Below are 18192 nucleotides of genomic sequence, written 5' to 3'. Positions count from 1 at the left end.
GCAAGTTTAATGCGAGACAAACAAGTGCTAACAAGGAGACAGTATGAAGCAACGACTTCGTACGATAAAAAGCCTCAGCTTATTATCTTATAATGGAAAAAAGATGCATTCTAAGACGTTGATGAGTGTATTAGCACTTGGTGTGTTTAGCCTTTTCTCGGCCAACGTAGCAGCAGGCAGCTTAGAGCAAGCAAAACAATTGCATGACCGAATAGCCGGTGTCGCCGCATCTGAAACCACATTGCAAAATATGGCAGCATTACTGGATGACGGTAAACCCATCGAAGCTGCCTACCTAGCAATGGAAACGCCGGCATTTTACTCCACGACGTTGAAATTATTCGCCACGCCATGGACCAATATTGATCAAGACATTTTTGCGCCGTTAAATGACTATTCTGCCACGGTAATCGGTGCGGTTAGGGACGATGTTGATTTCAGAGATATTCTGCAAGCAGACATGGTGTATGTGGGTAAAAACAGTTTGAATTTACCCGGTTACAATCGTAATAATAATGACCATTATCAAGCGTTAGAAGACCAATTTATTGATTTAAAAGACGGCTTAGAGCGCACCACTCAATCGAGTGTGAATGGATTACCTGCTGACGCAACCGCTGGGGTGTTAACTAGCCGCGCCGCTGCGAAAGAGTTTTTCTATTTAGGCACTAATCGCGCCATGTTTCGTTTTACCTTAATGAACCATTTGTGTACCGATTTAGAGCCATTAAAAGACAACACCCGCCCAACCGATCGTATTCGCCAAGATGTCAGCCGCAGCCCTGGTGGTGACAGCCGTTTATTTATCAATAACTGCTCAAGTTGTCACAGTGGTATGGATCCACTGGCGCAAGCGTTTGCTTTTTATGAATATGAGTTTAACCGTGACCAAGATCCAACGGGTGAAGCTGGAGCAATAGCTTACAACACCAGCGGTCAAACCGACCCAGCCACTGGCACCCGAGTGCAAGGTAAGTATCATATCAATTCAACCAGTTTTCCTTTTGGCTATGCCACGCCAAACGATAGATGGAACAATTACTGGCGCGAAGGACCTAATCAGAAATTGGGTTGGGATAACAGTTTGTCAGGTCAAGGTAGTGGGGCTAAATCTTTAGGACAAGAGCTGGCAAACAGCAATGCCTTTGCCCAATGCCAAGTTAAAAAGGTGTTTAAAACGGTGTGTTTACGAGACGCAGAAAGTCAAGCGGATATTGCACAAATGAGTGCAACTACGACGTCTTTTAAACAGAACTCATATCAACTTAAGCGCGTGTTTGCTGAAGTTGGCAACTACTGTATGGGAGAATAACCGTGAAATATTTAATGTCTAAAGGCCTTGTTATTGCCTCATTAATCATCGGGCTTTCTGCTTGTGGTGGCGGGGATGTTGAAAAGAATCCGCCTGCGCAACAAATTCCGCAATCTGACGTATATACCGGCCCTGCAGCAGCAACGGCTGATATTCAAAAATACAAAGCATCGTTGTGGGATAATATCTCGACCCAAGACAAATGCGGTGCGTGCCATACCGAAGGTAATCAAGCGCCATATTTTGCCAGTCGTAATAACGTTAACGATGCTTATGCCGCCACCAATCCATTGGTAGATTTATCTGATCCTAAGGCGTCGCGTTTAGTCAATAAAGTGGCCGGTGGGCATAATTGCTGGTTAGCCAGTGATTCAGCATGTGGCGAAACCATGACTCAATGGGTCAAGTTATGGGCCGACGAGCGTGTTAGCAGTGCTAACACCATTGAACTTACCGCGCCAATTATCCGCGATCCTGGTTCAAGTAAAAACTTTCCTGACGACAGCAGCTTATTCAGTCAGCACGTTTATCCCATCGTGAATCAATATTGTGTGTCTTGCCATAATGAAGGTGCGCAATCTCCACAGTCGCCATTTTTTGCCAGCACCGATGTTACCCAAGCTTATGAAGCCGCCAAAGGAGTGATTAATTTAGACGACCCTGCTCAATCAAGGCTTGTGGTGCGTTTAGGTTCGGAGTTTCATAACTGCTGGAGCAATTGTGTAGACGACAGCATTGAAATGCGCGATGCCATTATGGCGCTCAGTGATGGCATTGAACTCGATGAGATTTCACCAGACATGGTGGTGTCAAAGTCATTACGTTTAACCGATGGCATTACCGCCTCAAGTGGTGGCCGTTTTGAAACTGACGTAATTGCTTTATATCAATTTAAAACAGGTGAGGGCAGCATTGCTTATGACACCTCAGGCATATCTCCAGCCGCTAATTTGACCTTAACTGGTGATGTAGATTGGTTGGGCAGTTGGGGCTTGTCGTTTACTAACGGTAAAGCGCAGGCGAGTACCGCTAACAGCAAAAAACTGCATGATTTAATTACCGCAACAGGTGAGTTTTCTGTTGAGGCTTGGGTGACACCTAATAATGTAACTCAAGAGGGTCCAGCCAGAATAGTGACCTATTCTGCGGGAGATAGCGCACGTAATTTTACCTTAGGCCAAACTCAATATAATTATGACTTTATGCTGCGCACTCAGGCATCTAGTACCAATGGCGAGCCAGCATTAAGTACACCAGATGCGGATGAGGTATTACAAGCCACATTGCAGCACGTCGTGATGACTTACAATGCCACCACTGGCCGCAGTATTTACGTTAATGGTCAATTGATTGATGTGGTCGATGAAGACATTGCGCCACTGGCTAATTGGGACGACAGCTTCGCGCTTATTTTGGGTAGAGAAGCGTCAAACCAGCATGTATGGCAAGGCGATATTCGCTTATTAGCCATTTATAATCGGGTACTAGCACCTGAGCAAGCACAGCAAAATTATAATGTTGGAGTCGGTGAAAAGTTCTTTTTATTGTTCTCGATTAGTCATTTAATTGATCTTCCCAATACCTACGTCATGTTTGAAGTCAGTCAGTTTGATAACTACAGCTATTTGTTTAGTAATGCTGCTATTGTCAACATTGACGGTACGCCAGTAGCAGACAGCTTTGCGTTAAAAGGCTTACGTATCGGTATTAACGGTAAAGAAAGTGCTCAAGGCCAGTCATACGCGAATCTCGATTTATCAGTATCGGCAGGGCAAGCGATTGCAGAGCCGTTTTCAATATCTTCGTTGGGTACTATTATCGCCCTTGAAAAAGGCGCTAATTTGGATGAGTTTTTCTTAACCTTTGAACAATTAGGCGATCACACCAATGTGGTGTTACCTGGGGTATTTGTTACCCCAGCCGAGTTGCCTGCAACCACTCAATCGGCTCAAGTCGGTGTGCGTAATTTTGCTGAAATCAATCACAGTATGAGTATGCTGACGGGCGTTGACCAGAAGTCGACTAAAGTATTTAACACCTATCAATTAGTTAAACGCCAATTACCGAGTCTTGAAAATATTGAAACCTTTATTTCAGCTCAGCAAATGGGCATTACCCAGCTTGCCATTGCCTATTGTGATACTGCGATTGAAGACAACACGATTCGCAGTAATTGGTTCCCAGATGTGGACTTTACTGCCGTACCTAGTGTGGCGTTAAATACCACTGAGCGCGCCAATTTATTGAACCCGTTAATTAACCAACTTATGCCGTTATCGCTAGCCAGTCAGCCAAGCCAAAGTGCAGTTTACAATGAGCTGGATAGCTTGGTTAGCAGTCTGTCGGTTTGTAGTGGCACTTGTACTGCCGAGCGCACCCGTACTATCGCTAAGTCTAGTTGCGCAGCCGTATTGGCTAGTGCCGTGATGCTAGTGCAATAGGAGGCGACAGTATGAAACGATATTTACAGCGATTGATACCATCAACCTTACAGCAGTCAAGGCAAACGGTTGCTGGATTGACGTTTTCACGATTAACTTATGCAACTGATATAGCCGTAATACGGGCACAAAAAGGATTCAACAATGACTAGAACTAAGCACCTTCATCCAGACAGTCCATTGTTGTTTGCTGATCACCGTAAGCCGATGACTAGGCGAGATTTTATTTCGACAGGCTTGTACAAAGGCGGCGCTGCAGTTGCTGGTTTGTCACTATTTAGCCTATTTGCTAACCCTAACAATGCCCATGCGGCGTTATCGCCCGATCTTGAAGCATTAAGAGACTCTTGTGGCATCAGCGTACAAGGGGCGGGCAAAATTCCGTTTATTAGTTTCGATTTAGCCGGTGGTGCCAATATTGCGGGCTCTAATGTGTTGGTTGGCGGCGCTGGCGGGCAGCAAGATTTCTTATCTACGGCTGGTTATAACAAACTGGGTTTACCAGGTGATATGGCTCCGTCTATTGCAAACCCTAATGCGGGGATGTCTGATTTTATTAATACTGATTTAGGGCTGGCGTTTCACTCTGACTCAGCATTTTTACGCGGGATTTTAGAGAAAGTATCATCTGATACCGCATCGCGTATCAACGGTGCTGTGATCCCCAATCGCTCAGACAATGACACGGGCAATAATCCACACAATCCTATGTATGCTATCGCGGCAGCAGGGGCGAACGGTTCGTTAATGCCGCTAGTGGGGTCGCGTAATTCTGACTCAGGCGGCAATTCAATGGCGCCCACCAACTTTATTGATTTAAGCAAACGGCCCACTAAAATTGACCGACCTTCAGACGTAACGGGTTTAGTGGATGTAGGTGATTTATTCAGTTTATTGTCGCAACGAGATGCTGTGGCCGTAATGGAAAGTATTCAACGTATTAGCGCTCAAAAAATGGCGGCAGTGAACACGCAAGTTACCCGCGGTGATGTGATTAAAGATTTGGTTAATTGTGGTTATGTTAAAAGTGCCGATCTTGCCGACCGTTTTGGCGACCCATCAACATTAAACCCATTGTTAGACCCTGATATTGTCGGTCCTGGCGGCATTTTTGGGATTAATGAATTTGACTCAGAGTCTGAGTTCCAAAAAACAGCGTCAATCATGAAGTTAGTGGTTAATGGCTTTTCAGGTGCGGGCACGGTCACCATGGGGGGGTTTGACTATCACACTGGCGAGCGCGCCACAGGTGAGTTAAGAGATTTACGAGCTGGTCGCTGCATGGGCGCGTGTTTAGAATATGCTTCACGTCGCAATATGCCGTTAATGTTATACGTGTTTAGTGATGGCTCAGTTGCTAGCAATGGCCGCATCGATGACTCCATGGAAGGGCGCGGTAAAGGCGAATGGACTGGCGATAACTCATCAACAGGCGCGTCATTCTTTTTGGTTTATAATCCGTCTGGCAAACCACTATTAATGGGTGGCAGCGCCGACCAAATGGCCAGAAAACAACAAATTGGTTTTATGCGCAGTGATGCATCCGTTGATACCGCGTCAGCCCCGTCGGCCAATAACGTTAACTTGTTGGTAGAAACCGTATTGCTAAATTATATGGCTCTACATGGCGAACAAAGCCAATTTACGTCAATTGCCCCAGGACAAGGATTAGGCAATGCAACCATGCTTGATTCGTTAACCGCGTTTCAACCGATAGTGTAGGGTTGTTAACGTTATATTGTTCCTAGGAATGAGTTGGCTTCTGGCCAGCTCATTTTTGTTTAATCGTTAAAATTTGGCAACCAATACGTACCTTCTGAATATCCTTGGAAAGGGCATGTTTGGTTTTCTAAATGATTTAATGCAGCAACGTTTAGCGCTTCTTTGCAAAGATTAATAAAGAAATTAACAGGGTAAACAAGCTCCCAACGATTCGTAAAATTAAATCCTTTATCTGTTAATGAATTAATGGTCGAAAGCTCCTGGTAAAAAGCATATTCGGGCACATACTGACCAAGTTCGAAACCTTGTCCTGGATTTCTATATTCATGGACTACAGAGTTTCTGTACAACCAAAGTAAGTTTTCATGCATTAACTGGTGTGGTTTTACTCCTCCAATTTTTATATGGGTACTATTTTGTTTCGGCCAAAGAGTTAGTATATCTTCAAGATTAATGTCCGAGCTTATAGGTACATGATTACTCGATAAATTATTAGATATTGGAAATAAACGATTGAATTTTTGTTGAGCTAGTTCGACGAGTTGGTTGGTATTTGGCGGAATATTTTTAGTGATTTCAAATAATCTTACCAAATGAAGTAAACTCACTTTTTTACTTTCTGGCCAGCTATCACAACGTCTTACAAGTGATATGTAACGTTCTCTATTAGAAGTGATTTCAGGAAAAACACTTTTTGAAATAGCATCAAAAATTGAACAACAAAGGATTTTGGAAGGGACATTCTGGTGAGTCAGGTTTTGTTCACATTCTGCTGTTGAGATTAGTTCCATATAATAGACTTTAAACCGATCAACTTTTTCTTCTAATGTTTCTTGAACATTCATTTCAGTCCCATCCTTAGATATATTTAACGGTGATTTATCCAGTCGTCTAGGCCTCGAATCTAATAATCAATATCAAATGATTAATTACCAAAAAACTTAGTCTTGTTGTAACCCCGTCGATACATATAACGTTTGTTGATTGTCTATTATGATCGCTTCGTATTCAGGTAACTCATTGATTAACGCCATGCCTTTTTGTAATCCCATGACAAAAATGGCGGTGGACAGGGCATCTACATAAGTTGGATTTTTACCGATAATTGACACGCTGACAACATTGCGTGCTGAGTCACCAGTTTTGGGATTAATAATATGATGATAGCGCAAGCCGTCTTCGATAAAGTAACGTTCGTAATCGCCCGATGTCGAAATTGACTCGTCACTTAATGGTAATTGCACTGCCGTTTTGTCGTCTGCGCGAGGGTGTTTTATACCAACAAACCAAGGGCGTCCGATGCGATCGCCCAGTAATGTCGTGTCGCCGCCAGCGCTGATAAGTGCATGTTCTATGCCTGCGTCTTTTAATATCGCAATGCAATTTTTAACCGCATGCCCTTTAGCTATTCCGCCTAAATCAATTTTGACATCGGTATTAGCAAAACGAACTGAAGAGGTGGGTTTGTCGAGCATTACTGCTTGGTAGTTAATTGCTTTTAATGCGGTGTTAATGGCCGCTTGGTCGGGCTTTTGGTGTTTACGATAATCGTATTGGTAACCTACTGAGGCGTAGGTGATATCAAACATGCCATCGGTTAATTTGGCAATATCTTGCGCGTCGGTGAGTAAATCAAATAGCTCTGGGCTGATTGTGACGGGTTTTGTGGCTGCATCGCGATTAATGATACTGAGTTCGCTGGTGGCGATGTAAGGACTCATGGTTTGATCAATGCGCTGCATTTCTTGCTCTACAGCGGCAATTAAGCCATCTGCCTTTGCTTGGGCTGCATCATCGTCTAGCCAAAATTCAACGTGGGCGAGGGTACCCATGACATCAAAACTCTTTTGATGCCATTGAGCAAACGCAGCGTTTGAGCTGAGTAGCGATAAAAATAGCATGATGACTAAACTGACTATGCGCATGAAGGTATAAGCTTTCGATGTTGTGATGATAGTGGTGATTGTTGATGAATTAACGTCAATCATCAACAGTAAAAGTGAAAATAACTTTTTTGATGCTAAACGTGCTTATTTGCACTATTCGCTATATGGGTTTTATTTGACAAAACTCTCGCGACATCGGTCTTATTACGGTAATTTAGCCGTATTATCGTTTAATAGAGTGTTATGTATTTTTAATGTCGGTCATGTCCTCAGCAACTCAATCAACGACACCATTAGCTGTTCAATCAGGCACTCGAACAACAGGGCTTTCTCAGCCCTATGTTTATTTTGTGCCGCTTAATGGGGCGCTATCACCTACTGATTATGAAGCGGGTTTAGCCTTAGATTGGTTAACTGATGACGAGGTCGCTAAGGTGAGCCGTTATAGGAGCGTGTCGGCACGCAATAATGGTTTACAAGTACGCTTAGGGCTTCGGGCTGTGTTATCACTGCATAGTGAACTAAAGCCCAATGAGTGGCGTTTTAGTTACGGTGCTAAAGGTAAACCGGCACTAACACCAGATTTGTTGGCGAAAACAGGGCTGCATTTTAATTTAAGTCACAGCGGTGAGTGGTTAATGATTGGGATAGTGATGGGCGGACATGCGTTAAAAGCTGATCATTACGCTGATGCTGACCTGTGTTTTGGGGTAGATATTGAGCGTGAACGTAGCAGTACAGATATTGTACCTATTCTTAATCACTACTTTACCCAAGCTGAAACCGACACTTTATTACAATTGCCGCCATCATTGCAGCGACAGCGATTTTTTGATTTATGGGCGGTAAAAGAGTCTTACATTAAAGCCCGTGGTTTAGGCTTGGCATTGTCACTTAAATCATTTTCTGTTGATTTTGGCTTAATAACGCAAGGGAATGTAAATGTGCAGCTCGCTGATAAATCACATAAAACCATTGAATTACAACAAGACGTTAAGCTTAATTTTACAGAGGCTGAAGACATCGCCACCACAATGGCGTGGCAAACAGTATTAGGCCGGCTTGATCAGCAATATCGTTTTGCAATAACCTTTGGCTTAACTAAGCAAGTAAATGAACAACATTCACTTAGAATAGAGCCCATTGATAATTCATTAAATATTTACCAATTATCGCTGGCAGAATTACTTTGTTAAAGCCAAAAACGACTTTCTAAAATCAGATGTTAAACAGAAAAATTAATTTTAGTCGGTACAAACAATTCAGCCGAAGCAAAGCTTCGGCTGAATTGTGTTTAGTTGAGCTAGCTTCCAATAATTAACGTAATGGAACGATTTCAAAATTTTCGTCAAATTGAACTAACGTTGAAGCTATTTTACTAAAGGCATCTTGGTCGCCAGTCATGGTGGCATTACCTTGCTCAAGTAACTGCTTTAGCGTTGTTTGACCTAATAAAATATCAACAACATCGGATTTTGCAATCGTTAAAGTTGCGTCAGCTGCTTTAGCTTTTTCGACAATAATATTGTTTAAGTTACCATTACTCAGCTCTACAAATACGGTGTTCGCTGGCTCGCCTTTGGCGGCTTTAGTTTCCACATTTAAACTAATATCCCCTAATTTATTTGCTGCAATACTGTCCACTTTAACGGCTAGAAAATCAAACAATGTTGTCATATCCATTTCGCTCAATACATCTGGTGACGCTGATTTTGGTGCGCCAGGCTGAATACCAATACGTAACTCTTGCGCTCCCGTAAGGTATATATTTCTCCATCCTGCACCTTCTGCTTGATAACCAAGTTGTTCATAAGTGTCAGCCAATAAGTCTCGGGCAGGTTGATTCTTTGGGTCGGCCATCACCACTTTGTTGAGTGCAGTAGCCACAAAGCGATAATCACCTTCGCTAAAGTCTGCTTTAGCCTTTTTCACGATATTATTAGCTCCACCCATATATTCGACAAATTTACTTGCCTCTTGTTGAGTAGGTAGTGGATTTAAGTTGGCTGGATTCATGTCAAAGTAACCCAAATACATGTTGTAAACCGCTTTGGCGTTGTGGCTGTATGTGCCGTGATAACCATTGGTGTACCAGGTGTCTTTGACCTGTTGCGGAATAGTGTCCATGATTGCATCGCCAATATCTTGTATCACAACGCCTTGGTTGGCTAATCGTAATGATTGGTTATGCACTAAACCATAATTGTCACGTTGCATTTTAAGATATTGATTAATTTCACCATTACCCCATACCGGTGCTGAATGTGATGCAAATAATACTTCAACATCTTGACCAAATGCATTGACCATTTGGTTGATGTCTTTTGACCACTTTAAGGCATCACGTACTTTGGCACCGCGTAAAGTATAAATGTTATGCATACCGTCATAGGTGAGTTCACCTGTCCATAACGCTTTCATAGACGGAATATAAGTCACCATTTCACTGGCAGCTTCAGTGCCTGATGCATCCATAAATACCATTTCAAGCCCGTCAATCGTTAACGTTTCCCATTTGTCTTGTTGGTTGAGTTCATAGTCTGGTTTCACATAAGTAACTTCACCTTTTGATAAGCCTTTTGCCAAGGCTGCATCAACAATACCATGATCGTGTTTACCCAATGTGGCGCCATATTGATAACTTGCTCGGCGGCTCATCGCGTTACCAGCAAGTACATTTTCATCTACAACTTCTGTGGTAATATTATTTGAACCGTACACTTTCACGTCAGGATATAAGTTTTGAACCCCGCGCGCGCCACCAAAGTGATCTGCATGACTGTGGGAATAAATCATTGCTACAATGGGTAAGTTGTTGCCTTCTGGTAAGTGTTCAAAAGCAAATTTTAGTGATTGCTCTGCGGCTTCTTTTGTTAACAGTACATCATAAACAATCCAACCTGTTTCACCACGAATCAAGGTCATATTAGATAAGTCAGTGCCACGAATTTGGTAGATACCGTCAGTCACTTTATATAAACCGTTTGGCACCATATTGAGTTGTGCCTGGCGATAAAGTGATGGATTAACCGAGTCAGGAAATTGTTCACTGATAAAGCTAAATTCTGCACGTAAAATGTCAGCGGTTGCTTGGTCGAACTCAGCAATTTGGTTTTTACTAAAACGCTCAAAAGCGACTTTGTCATCAAAATTAAGGCTTTTTGCTAAGGCAGCATTATGAGTAATAGTTGCAGGTGTTGCCGCTTTACCGTGATAGTCGACCGTTAAATGATCGTGCTCGTGTTGTGCTGCAAATGCATTCAGCGAAAGTGTTGTTATCATTGAAAGTGCGATGATTGATTTGTTCATAGTGGTATTCCTCGTTAAATTAAAATATAGGTTTTAAACTTGATGAACCTATCTTAAGGAATAAACACCAAAAGATAACTATGGCTAAATGGTTATAATATATTCACAATGTAAATGTATTGGTGATAAAGGTAAGCACATGAATGATGAATTGAGCCATAAATTATCAACTTTAGATTTAAATTTATTACGGGTGTTTTGCGTGGTTTGTCAGCAATCGTCGATTACTCGTGCTGCTGAACAGCTAGCATTAACCCAGTCTTCGGTGAGTAATGCGATAAATCGTCTTAAAATCGCATTAGATTGTGAGTTATTTATTCGAATTGGTCGTGGTATTGAACCTACAGCGACAGGGTTACATATCTTTAATTCGGTGCAACCTATGCTTGATGCTATTGAACAAACATTGATGGGGATCAGCGAGTTTGATCCTTATACCTCTTCACGAGTATTTACCCTATATGCTAATGAAGCTGTTATTGATTTAATACAACCTCATCTAGATAGAGCTTTAGCTAATTTGTCCGTAAGGGTCGTGTTACGTAATTCACCAGTGTTCGAGGCGGAGCAGTTTCAAGACTTACAAATGCAAAAAGTGGATTTATTACTGGATATTATGCCGCCAAAATTAAAAATGTTTAGTTTTAAAAAGGTCGCCCAGGAGCGGATTGTTTGTGTGGTACGTCAACATCATCCAGTGATAAAAAACCATGTTAGCCACGACGATTTTTTTTCCGCCGAGCACGTAATGTATCGTCTACATCGCGATAATATGCGTGTTGCAGATATCATTTCAAATGACCCATTACCGCAGCGAACGTTATACAGTGAGCAGTCGTCTGTATTGAGCATGTTGTCGTTAATCAGTAAGTCGAATGCCATAGGCATAGCGCCTTATACTTTTGCCCAAAGCTATGCGGAACTGTTTAAACTAACCTTGGTTGAGTTACCTTTTGAGACACGACCAATAGATTTATACAGCATTTGGCCGACAAAACACGCATTAGATAAGTCGTGTATTTGGTTAAGGGAAATGATTGAAAAACTGATGCATGATGCATATGTTCCCTCCTCATAATATTTGATTATGTAAATATTTATAAGAAAGTCGCAGAATAATATGAACAACAAAAAAGCCAACCTAGTTAAGATTGGCTTTTTGTTATTATCCTAGAGACTTACGACTCGTAATGATTAAACATCTTAATCAATCGCTATTATTGTCTCGCTAGGCGGTTTGATTCTGGCGGGTTTTCAAAGTCACTGCGGTACGGGTTGATGTCTAAGCCACCACGACGAGTATAACGTGCGTAAACGGTTAACTTAGTACATTGGCAGTATTTTTTTAAATCGACAAAAATACGCTCAACGCACTGTTCGTGAAATTCATTATGCTGACGGAAAGAGATTAAATAGCGCAGCAGTTTTTCACGATCAATCTTAGGACCCTGATAACGGATCATCACGCTGCCCCAGTCAGGTTGCGAGGTGATTAAACAATTAGATTTCAATAAATTTGAATTCAATGTTTCAGCCACGTTTTTGTCAGGATCGGTACCACCGATTAAATGATCTGGATTAAATTCATACTCGGTCACCTCAATGTCTAAATCATCAATGCAGGTGCCTGGTAAGTCGACAATGCGTTCAAGGTTAAAGTGTTTAGGTTCGATAACCTTCACTGTCACTTCGCCTTCAGCACAAGCCGCTAAATCACGGCTTAATGTATCTTGAACATCTTCAACACTGTCAAACTTAGTTTGGTTAAAGCTGTTTAAGTACAATTTAAAGGATTTAGACTCAATCAAATTTGTGCTGTTGAGATCCAGTTGAACTTCTAACAAGGCAACAATAGGCTTGCCTTTAGCATTCAGCCAAGACAATTCATAGCCTGTCCAAATGTCAGTGCCATGGAATGGGAGATCACCACTTAATTCAATTGCATCTCGATTAAGTTTACGTGGAACCCCTTGCAGCAGTGACGCGTCATACTCAGCTTTATAAGCAGTTGCTTGACCTAATGTTAGGCCTTTTAATGCAGCAGCATCACTATAAGGGTCGTGATTGTGTGTCATCTAATCGGTTTCCGTGTCAAAATATGGTTTTATTATAAACTACGAGTGGCTTAAGTGTCTTGTTCATCTGCATTAGATTGCTTCATAAAAAATTATCTTAAATCTTATCAAGATACTCTATCTGAATTTCCGCGCTATTATCCTTTGGGCGAAGACTCAATATGTATTCAAGGTACATTTAATGCGGACGCTGATGATACCGTATTTTGGCAACCGGTTAAACGTGACAATGTTGCTGATTTTAGTAACGTGGAGCATGCATTAAATATTCAATTACACCAAGATATTCATGCATTCTATGGCCAATATTTTTCAGCGCCATTGCCGTTTACAGCATCATTTGGCGACGGTGAATTACTCCAATCATGGAATCAAGATGACTTTGAAAATTTGCAACAAAATGTAATTGGTCATTTGATGATGAAGAAAAAGCTTAAACAACCAGCAACATGGTTTATTGGTGTGTTAGGTGATGGCGACGAAATGCTCACCGTAAACAACGACGATGGCAGTGTGTGGATTGAAATTCCGGGTGAAAAACAGAACACAAAATTAGCCGAATCATTAACGGCGTTTTTAGAAAGCCTATCGCCGATGATCAAACCGCCATCAAAGCCAGTCGAGGAATTACCTCGTACGGTAGATCATCCAGGCATTTGGCAACGCATTAATACCATGTGGAACTCGTTACGCGGTAATAAATAATAATGCCGTTGAAATCTCAGTGAACCACATCTCTCAATGCCATTTGAGTGATGTGGTTAGTGGAATTATTGATGGTCCCAAGACAAGTTAGACACAATACGGCATGGCTCACAGCGAAAATGAAACATATCTAAAAGCGGTTGTTCTAACTTCCAGTCATGTGATCCGCAGCGAGGGCAGGGGCGAGTTAGCTCTGCTTGCAATGATTCACCACCCACACGGTATAAGTAATAATAAGTGGGGATGTGAGTTAAATATTCTATCCGGCCACGTAAATCCCAACCGCGTCTAAATAGGTCACTGTCTGTCTGAGTTATCTCATCTAAAGCAGCAAACTCTGCTTTAGTTGCTGCGGCCATTTGCAGTTCATCGCATGCTTGCCATTCTGTTTGCCATTTTATGATGCGCTTATGATCGCCATTGAAAGTAGCAGGCAGTTGATAAAGAGGGATCGGTAATAGATTGTCACCATTACGCAGTGGCGAACACATGTGCACATAACTGGTATACAGCAGTTGCCATGAAGGCGTGTCAGTATTACTGGCTTCTGAATTAATGTCTTGGCCGATAAACTTTTCTCTAGGGGCCAATAGTTTGGCTGCGGTTAAGCCTGCTAAAGTCACTTTTACCCATGGGCTACTGTGACGGTTTGCTAAGCTGGTTTTTTCAGGTAACAGCAGACGAATTCTAAATTCACCATCATTAAATGCTACCGCAAATTCACGTCCTAAAATTTGTCCATTAGCTCGTAAGGCTTCAAGAAAAGCGTTAATTGCTTTCTCAACCGTCTCAATTGTCGTATCGGCAAAACATTCAAAGCGTAATTCGGTGACAAACATCTATTGGTCAGCCTTATTATTGATTATGTTGCTTTGAGCCATATGATTTTGTAATTGGTGTTCTAGCTCAGTAACTCGTTGAGTTAGTCGACTAATGTGTTGTTGTAGAGTGACAACTTGTTGGATCACTTGAGCAAGGTCGGGTTGTTCATGTGATGGGACGTCGGCTATTGATGGAATGTCTGCTAATTCCGGTAAATGTTGCCACTCAGATTTAGGCAATGCCTTAAATTGTTGTAAACCTTGGATAAGGGTAGGCATTGGGATGCTATTGCCTAAACGGCTTTTTATCAGGGCCAAGCTGGGCGAATGCCCATTGTTAGCAATCGTTTTTGCTGCGGCAAGCAATTGTTCAATTGGACTCATTGTTGGTTTAATTCCTTAATTCCATATAGTGAGATTAACTAATTCTTGTTGAGTTAAAACATAAAGCTATATAAATCAGTGCATTATTTTATGGCACGATTTTGGCTTAAAGGATCTATAAATACAATGCGGATTATATTTTAACAAAAAGGATGCAACATGAAATTAAAACTTATCGCAGCGGCATTAATTGGCGCGACATCACTAGGATTAAGTGGTTGTGTTATCAGTGTCGGTGACCATGAATCGGGTAAAAGTGCTGATTATTGGCAAGTGCAACAAGATAAAAATCGTGATTTGTTGAGCAAACTGTCTATGGGAATGAGCAGTGATCAAGTGACAACTTTAATGGGAACTGCTGATTTTAGTGAAGCTTATACTAAGTCGACTCAAAATAATGCAGAACAATCCATCAAAGTGTTGTTTTATCGTACCCAATGGGCAGAAGGAGATGGTAAAACAAGCAAAGAGGAATGCACGCCAATTGTGTTCAGAGATGACGTTTTAGTGGGCTGGGGTGACACCGCCTATAGACAACACTAATTGCCGAATGACGTTAACCAACATTATTTACAGGCTCTTAAGCGATAATTAAAGCTTAGCTCGCATCATCACGTCAAATTGGTCAATGACTTCTGACCATTGGGCGTCTTCTAATAATGCCTCTTTTAAAAATGCTTTTTGACCTGAATTCCAGCAATCGGCATCAATAATTAATGTATGTTTTTCCAGTTTGTTTTGGAGAACAAAGTCATCGATTCCTTCTTGATCGTGAGGCAAGCCTAACTGCTTAAATAAGTGACTTAGATCATTTGATGTTGTGTCCATTTGCGTATTCCTTGTGATGATTAGAGAAACAATTTTAGTATCAGTCTTGATGAGATAAAATGCAAACAACTGAGACTCACAATCGCTAACAGGCAAAATGTGTAAACAAAACTTGTAGAATGTTTCAAACTTGTTAAGTTAAGTTTAGCGAGTTAATTAACAAGGAATAATAATGGACAATAACACCTTGGACACTTTACGTGCAGTATATTTGACGGCGGAAGACATACGAGTCGCGGCCTCTATTCTTTATAATGCTTATCATGATGACCCCTATTTTATTGAAGTACTTGGTCAGCATGATAATCAACAATATGAACAGAAACTTCGAGCCGCGATTCGTGAAGAGTTAAACGAGTTATGGCAACAAGAGCAACCGTTAATTGGCTTATTTGACGGCGACCGTTTAATTGGAATTGCATGTGTGATTACGCAACAAGTGCCTTTAGGGGAGGGGCGCTATTGGCATTGGCGGTTTAAAATGATGTTGGGTACCGGATGGAAATCAACTCAAGGATTAATGCAAAAAGAAACCTGTATTTTAGAACATCTACCCTCGCAAAAATGTGGCGTTTTACAGTTTATTGCGGTATCTCCCAATGAACAACACAAAGGCTATGGTGCCAGGTTAATTCAAGCGGTATTGAGTTGGTGTGATGAACAACCTGGGCTTGATGGTATTGGGGTATTTGTGAGTAATCCTTTGCACCATCAAGCGTTTGTGAAACAAGAATTTACCAGCATTGCCACAGTGAGCATTGGTAATGTTGACGGTGAGATATTGTTCTACAGTAAGGTTTAATCTAACTTTTTAAGAATCTAGAACTACAATAATCAACAACTACAATATCTAATTCTAACAGGGTATATCATTAACGAGTTGTTAATAAAGGAGTGAGTAATGGAACCAAAGCGTTATTCTACGTTTGCAGAGTTTTATCCATTTTATCTGTCGCAACATCAAAATCCCATTTGTCGAAGACTGCATTATATTGGCAGTAGTATTATTTTAGTGATTATTGTTAGCACTCTGATTAACCAGCATTGGTGGCAATTATTGTGGTTACCGGTAGTCGGTTATGGTTTTGCATGGTTAGGACATTTTATATTTGAAAAAAATCGTCCTGCTACATTCACTTACCCGCTATACAGCTTGTGGGCTGATTGGGTCATGTTTGGCCAAATGATCACGCGTTTATGGCGAAAATAAGCCCGAAAGTATTAACTTGCTCACACTTTTGTAAGCAATATCCTACAAGTGTGTAAGGGATCTTATCTTAAGTTGTCAGTGTTTAACGTTATAAATTCTTATTAATATTTTAAAATCATATAATTACATTGTTTTAACTGTTTTGTGACATGTGGGAAATTTATTTTAATGGTATTGAGAGACTTTTCTCAATCCTTATTTTAGTTAGAATGTTGTTATCGAAAGCGGGTCGTCAGTTGGTTTTCTTAGGATGAGAAATAAGACTAATGATGCTTAAGAATATTAAGGATGATACTAGGACACGCTCACGGATTAGGGCATAAGCTCGGCAAATGGATAGCCGAATCAAGGATGGGTGAAGACAGTAAATAGTCGACACAAGGATAAAAGGGACTAGGCTGCAGGATGCAGCAAGGATAATTCAAAGGATTGAATAGATTTACCGCTCAGTCAATGGATAGGCTGTTCAAAGGATTGACACTCATGAGTCTGTTTGAGTTATATAAATAGACAAGGAAATGAGAACAGGGAAATGGACTGCAGGAAGCATGTTTACATGGATGGTGCAGGGAGCAAACTTTCAGCCGGATGCTGACAAAAGTGTTAATGGGCACAACCTTATAACTTAAGGTTGTGCCTTTTTGCTTTGTGGCGAACAATTAACCTGCCTTAAAATTCAATACCCGTTGCGATAATGGATACCTCATTCTCTCTCGGCGCTCCTACGAATGTTGGTTTTAAAGTGATTAGGTGACAATTTATAATGATTGCCTGCTTAGTCTGCATTAATCATAAATTTATATACTTTAGAACGTTTAAGACTTTATATACCTAAGCCTTTCTTATCTGTATTTTGTTATCAATCAGAACGTGAAATAAAACTAAAAATCACTTATGCTATTGTTTATAAATCAATAATTTCCAGGCCTAATACAGTTTGTTCTGATATTCTAATACCGCTACCTGTGTAACAACGTTCTGGGCTGTAAAATTGATATTAATGGTTAATGGTTAATTGTTCGGTATTTGTTTAGTCGTTATTCGGTGATTGTTCAGTAAATGGTGAGTAAATTATGTAACCATAACCTAAAGTCATTTCAGTATTAACACTGCTCTGATGTATGCTTTGTATTTAGTTTTGCATGGCGTTACTTAATGGTTTGCCTGCGAATGTTGTTTAAAGAAGGATTACTTTGATGTGGTTACAACGAGAGATGATTCTTAACCCTCAACCACGTGGATTTCACTTAATTACCGATGAAGTGATAGCGCAGCTGCCTGAGCTAAGAGGTATCAATGTTGGCTTATTACATGTGTTTATCCAGCATACTTCTGCATCACTGGCGATAAACGAAAATGCGGATCCTACGGTCCGTGGTGATTTGGAACGGCATTTTAATATACTCGCACCCGAAGGTGCACCATACTTCCAGCATACCTATGAAGGTGCAGATGATATGCCTGCTCATATCAAGTCGACGTTGATTGGTTCTAGTCAG

At 41.1% G+C, this 18192-nt stretch carries 17 protein-coding genes; 10 read left to right on the top strand and 7 right to left on the bottom strand.

Features of this window, described 5'->3' with window-relative positions:
- The first annotated feature begins 43 nt into the window (after positions 1-43).
- The 3 genes from H5202_RS00085 to H5202_RS00075 all read left to right on the top strand — a co-directional run bounded on the left by H5202_RS00085 (position 44) and on the right by H5202_RS00075 (position 5475).
- Positions 44-1312, top strand: a complete 1269-nt coding sequence (locus H5202_RS00085) for a hypothetical protein (RefSeq protein WP_182769941.1) — start codon at positions 44-46, stop codon at positions 1310-1312.
- 2 nt (positions 1313-1314) lie between these two features.
- On the top strand, positions 1315-3753 hold the full coding sequence (locus H5202_RS00080) for a LamG domain-containing protein (RefSeq protein ID WP_336244767.1): 2439 nt from the start codon (positions 1315-1317) through the stop codon (positions 3751-3753).
- Between the two features lie 144 nt (positions 3754-3897).
- Entirely contained in the window at positions 3898-5475 is a 1578-nt protein-coding gene (locus tag H5202_RS00075; RefSeq protein ID WP_182769940.1) for a general secretion pathway protein GspF, read from the top strand.
- A gap of 59 nt (positions 5476-5534) precedes the next feature.
- Here H5202_RS00075 and H5202_RS00070 read toward each other — a convergent pair whose 3' ends face one another.
- Both H5202_RS00070 and H5202_RS00065 read right to left on the bottom strand, forming a co-directional pair.
- Positions 5535-6320 (bottom strand): hypothetical protein, encoded by a 786-nt coding sequence (locus tag H5202_RS00070; protein WP_182769939.1) that lies wholly within the window; start codon positions 6318-6320, stop codon positions 5535-5537.
- A 96-nt stretch (positions 6321-6416) separates the two neighbouring features.
- A complete protein-coding gene (locus tag H5202_RS00065) occupies positions 6417-7400 on the bottom strand; it encodes an FAD:protein FMN transferase (protein ID WP_259397137.1) in 984 nt (327 codons plus the stop codon).
- A gap of 215 nt (positions 7401-7615) precedes the next feature.
- Here H5202_RS00065 and H5202_RS00060 point away from each other — a divergent pair, with 215 nt between their 5' ends.
- Entirely contained in the window at positions 7616-8557 is a 942-nt protein-coding gene (locus H5202_RS00060) for a 4'-phosphopantetheinyl transferase family protein (RefSeq protein WP_259397136.1), read from the top strand.
- 121 nt (positions 8558-8678) lie between these two features.
- Here the strand turns inward: H5202_RS00060 and H5202_RS00055 are convergent, their stop codons facing one another.
- Positions 8679-10670, bottom strand: coding sequence for an alkyl/aryl-sulfatase (locus tag H5202_RS00055; RefSeq protein ID WP_182769937.1), 1992 nt, complete (start codon positions 10668-10670; stop codon positions 8679-8681).
- Positions 10671-10809: 139 nt separating this feature from the next.
- On the opposite strand from H5202_RS00055, the gene H5202_RS00050 reads away from it, so the two are divergent.
- Positions 10810-11748 (top strand): LysR family transcriptional regulator, encoded by a 939-nt coding sequence (locus H5202_RS00050; RefSeq protein ID WP_182769936.1) that lies wholly within the window; start codon positions 10810-10812, stop codon positions 11746-11748.
- Positions 11749-11887: 139 nt separating this feature from the next.
- On the opposite strand, the gene queF is transcribed toward H5202_RS00050, so the two are convergent.
- Complete coding sequence (queF, locus tag H5202_RS00045) at positions 11888-12745, bottom strand: NADPH-dependent 7-cyano-7-deazaguanine reductase QueF (protein ID WP_182769935.1); 858 nt, start codon at positions 12743-12745, stop codon at positions 11888-11890.
- Between the two features lie 54 nt (positions 12746-12799).
- Here queF and syd point away from each other — a divergent pair, with 54 nt between their 5' ends.
- Positions 12800-13450: a SecY-interacting protein gene (syd, locus tag H5202_RS00040; protein WP_182769934.1), complete on the top strand. Its 651-nt coding sequence runs from the start codon at positions 12800-12802 to the stop codon at positions 13448-13450.
- A gap of 65 nt (positions 13451-13515) precedes the next feature.
- On the opposite strand, the gene H5202_RS00035 is transcribed toward syd, so the two are convergent.
- Both H5202_RS00035 and H5202_RS00030 read right to left on the bottom strand, forming a co-directional pair.
- Positions 13516-14289, bottom strand: coding sequence for a Zn-ribbon-containing protein (locus H5202_RS00035; protein WP_182769933.1), 774 nt, complete (start codon positions 14287-14289; stop codon positions 13516-13518).
- Positions 14290-14655: a hypothetical protein gene (locus H5202_RS00030; protein WP_182769932.1), complete on the bottom strand. Its 366-nt coding sequence runs from the start codon at positions 14653-14655 to the stop codon at positions 14290-14292.
- Positions 14656-14814: 159 nt separating this feature from the next.
- On the opposite strand from H5202_RS00030, the gene H5202_RS00025 reads away from it, so the two are divergent.
- Positions 14815-15198, top strand: a complete 384-nt coding sequence (locus tag H5202_RS00025; protein WP_182769931.1) for a DUF3192 domain-containing protein — start codon at positions 14815-14817, stop codon at positions 15196-15198.
- Between the two features lie 48 nt (positions 15199-15246).
- On the opposite strand, the gene H5202_RS00020 is transcribed toward H5202_RS00025, so the two are convergent.
- Positions 15247-15483: a DUF2789 domain-containing protein gene (locus H5202_RS00020; protein ID WP_182769930.1), complete on the bottom strand. Its 237-nt coding sequence runs from the start codon at positions 15481-15483 to the stop codon at positions 15247-15249.
- Positions 15484-15655: 172 nt separating this feature from the next.
- Between H5202_RS00020 and H5202_RS00015 the strand changes: the two genes are divergently transcribed.
- The 3 genes from H5202_RS00015 to H5202_RS00005 form a co-directional block, all read left to right on the top strand.
- Positions 15656-16285: a GNAT family N-acetyltransferase gene (locus tag H5202_RS00015; RefSeq protein WP_182769929.1), complete on the top strand. Its 630-nt coding sequence runs from the start codon at positions 15656-15658 to the stop codon at positions 16283-16285.
- Positions 16286-16384: 99 nt separating this feature from the next.
- Positions 16385-16693, top strand: a complete 309-nt coding sequence (locus tag H5202_RS00010; protein ID WP_182769928.1) for a DUF962 domain-containing protein — start codon at positions 16385-16387, stop codon at positions 16691-16693.
- Between the two features lie 1196 nt (positions 16694-17889).
- Positions 17890-18192 (top strand): secondary thiamine-phosphate synthase enzyme YjbQ (locus H5202_RS00005; RefSeq protein ID WP_182769927.1); only part of this gene is annotated, 303 nt, incomplete at its 3' end.

It is taken from the genome of Shewanella sp. SG41-4, from assembly GCF_014164505.1.
In the GTDB taxonomy this organism is placed as follows: Bacteria; Pseudomonadota; Gammaproteobacteria; order Enterobacterales; family Shewanellaceae; genus Shewanella.
Note: the sequence above shows the minus strand (reverse complement) of the source record. Positions and strands in the feature narration are given on the sequence as shown.

Bases quoted from the DNA above. Each gene is read 5' to 3' on its own strand.
- H5202_RS00085 (WP_182769941.1), top strand. From the start codon at position 44: ATGAAGCAACGACTTCGTACGATAAAAAGCCTCAGCTTATTATCTTAT.
- H5202_RS00075 (WP_182769940.1), top strand. From the start codon at position 3,898: ATGACTAGAACTAAGCACCTTCATCCAGACAGTCCATTGTTGTTTGCT.
- H5202_RS00070 (WP_182769939.1), bottom strand. From the start codon at position 6,320: ATGAATGTTCAAGAAACATTAGAAGAAAAAGTTGATCGGTTTAAAGTC.
- H5202_RS00065 (WP_259397137.1), bottom strand. From the start codon at position 7,400: ATGCGCATAGTCAGTTTAGTCATCATGCTATTTTTATCGCTACTCAGC.
- H5202_RS00060 (WP_259397136.1), top strand. From the start codon at position 7,616: ATGTCGGTCATGTCCTCAGCAACTCAATCAACGACACCATTAGCTGTT.
- H5202_RS00055 (WP_182769937.1), bottom strand. From the start codon at position 10,670: ATGAACAAATCAATCATCGCACTTTCAATGATAACAACACTTTCGCTG.
- H5202_RS00050 (WP_182769936.1), top strand. From the start codon at position 10,810: ATGAATGATGAATTGAGCCATAAATTATCAACTTTAGATTTAAATTTA.
- queF (WP_182769935.1), bottom strand. From the start codon at position 12,745: ATGACACACAATCACGACCCTTATAGTGATGCTGCTGCATTAAAAGGC.
- H5202_RS00035 (WP_182769933.1), bottom strand. From the start codon at position 14,289: ATGTTTGTCACCGAATTACGCTTTGAATGTTTTGCCGATACGACAATT.
- H5202_RS00030 (WP_182769932.1), bottom strand. From the start codon at position 14,655: ATGAGTCCAATTGAACAATTGCTTGCCGCAGCAAAAACGATTGCTAAC.
- H5202_RS00025 (WP_182769931.1), top strand. From the start codon at position 14,815: ATGAAATTAAAACTTATCGCAGCGGCATTAATTGGCGCGACATCACTA.
- H5202_RS00020 (WP_182769930.1), bottom strand. From the start codon at position 15,483: ATGGACACAACATCAAATGATCTAAGTCACTTATTTAAGCAGTTAGGC.
- H5202_RS00015 (WP_182769929.1), top strand. From the start codon at position 15,656: ATGGACAATAACACCTTGGACACTTTACGTGCAGTATATTTGACGGCG.
- H5202_RS00010 (WP_182769928.1), top strand. From the start codon at position 16,385: ATGGAACCAAAGCGTTATTCTACGTTTGCAGAGTTTTATCCATTTTAT.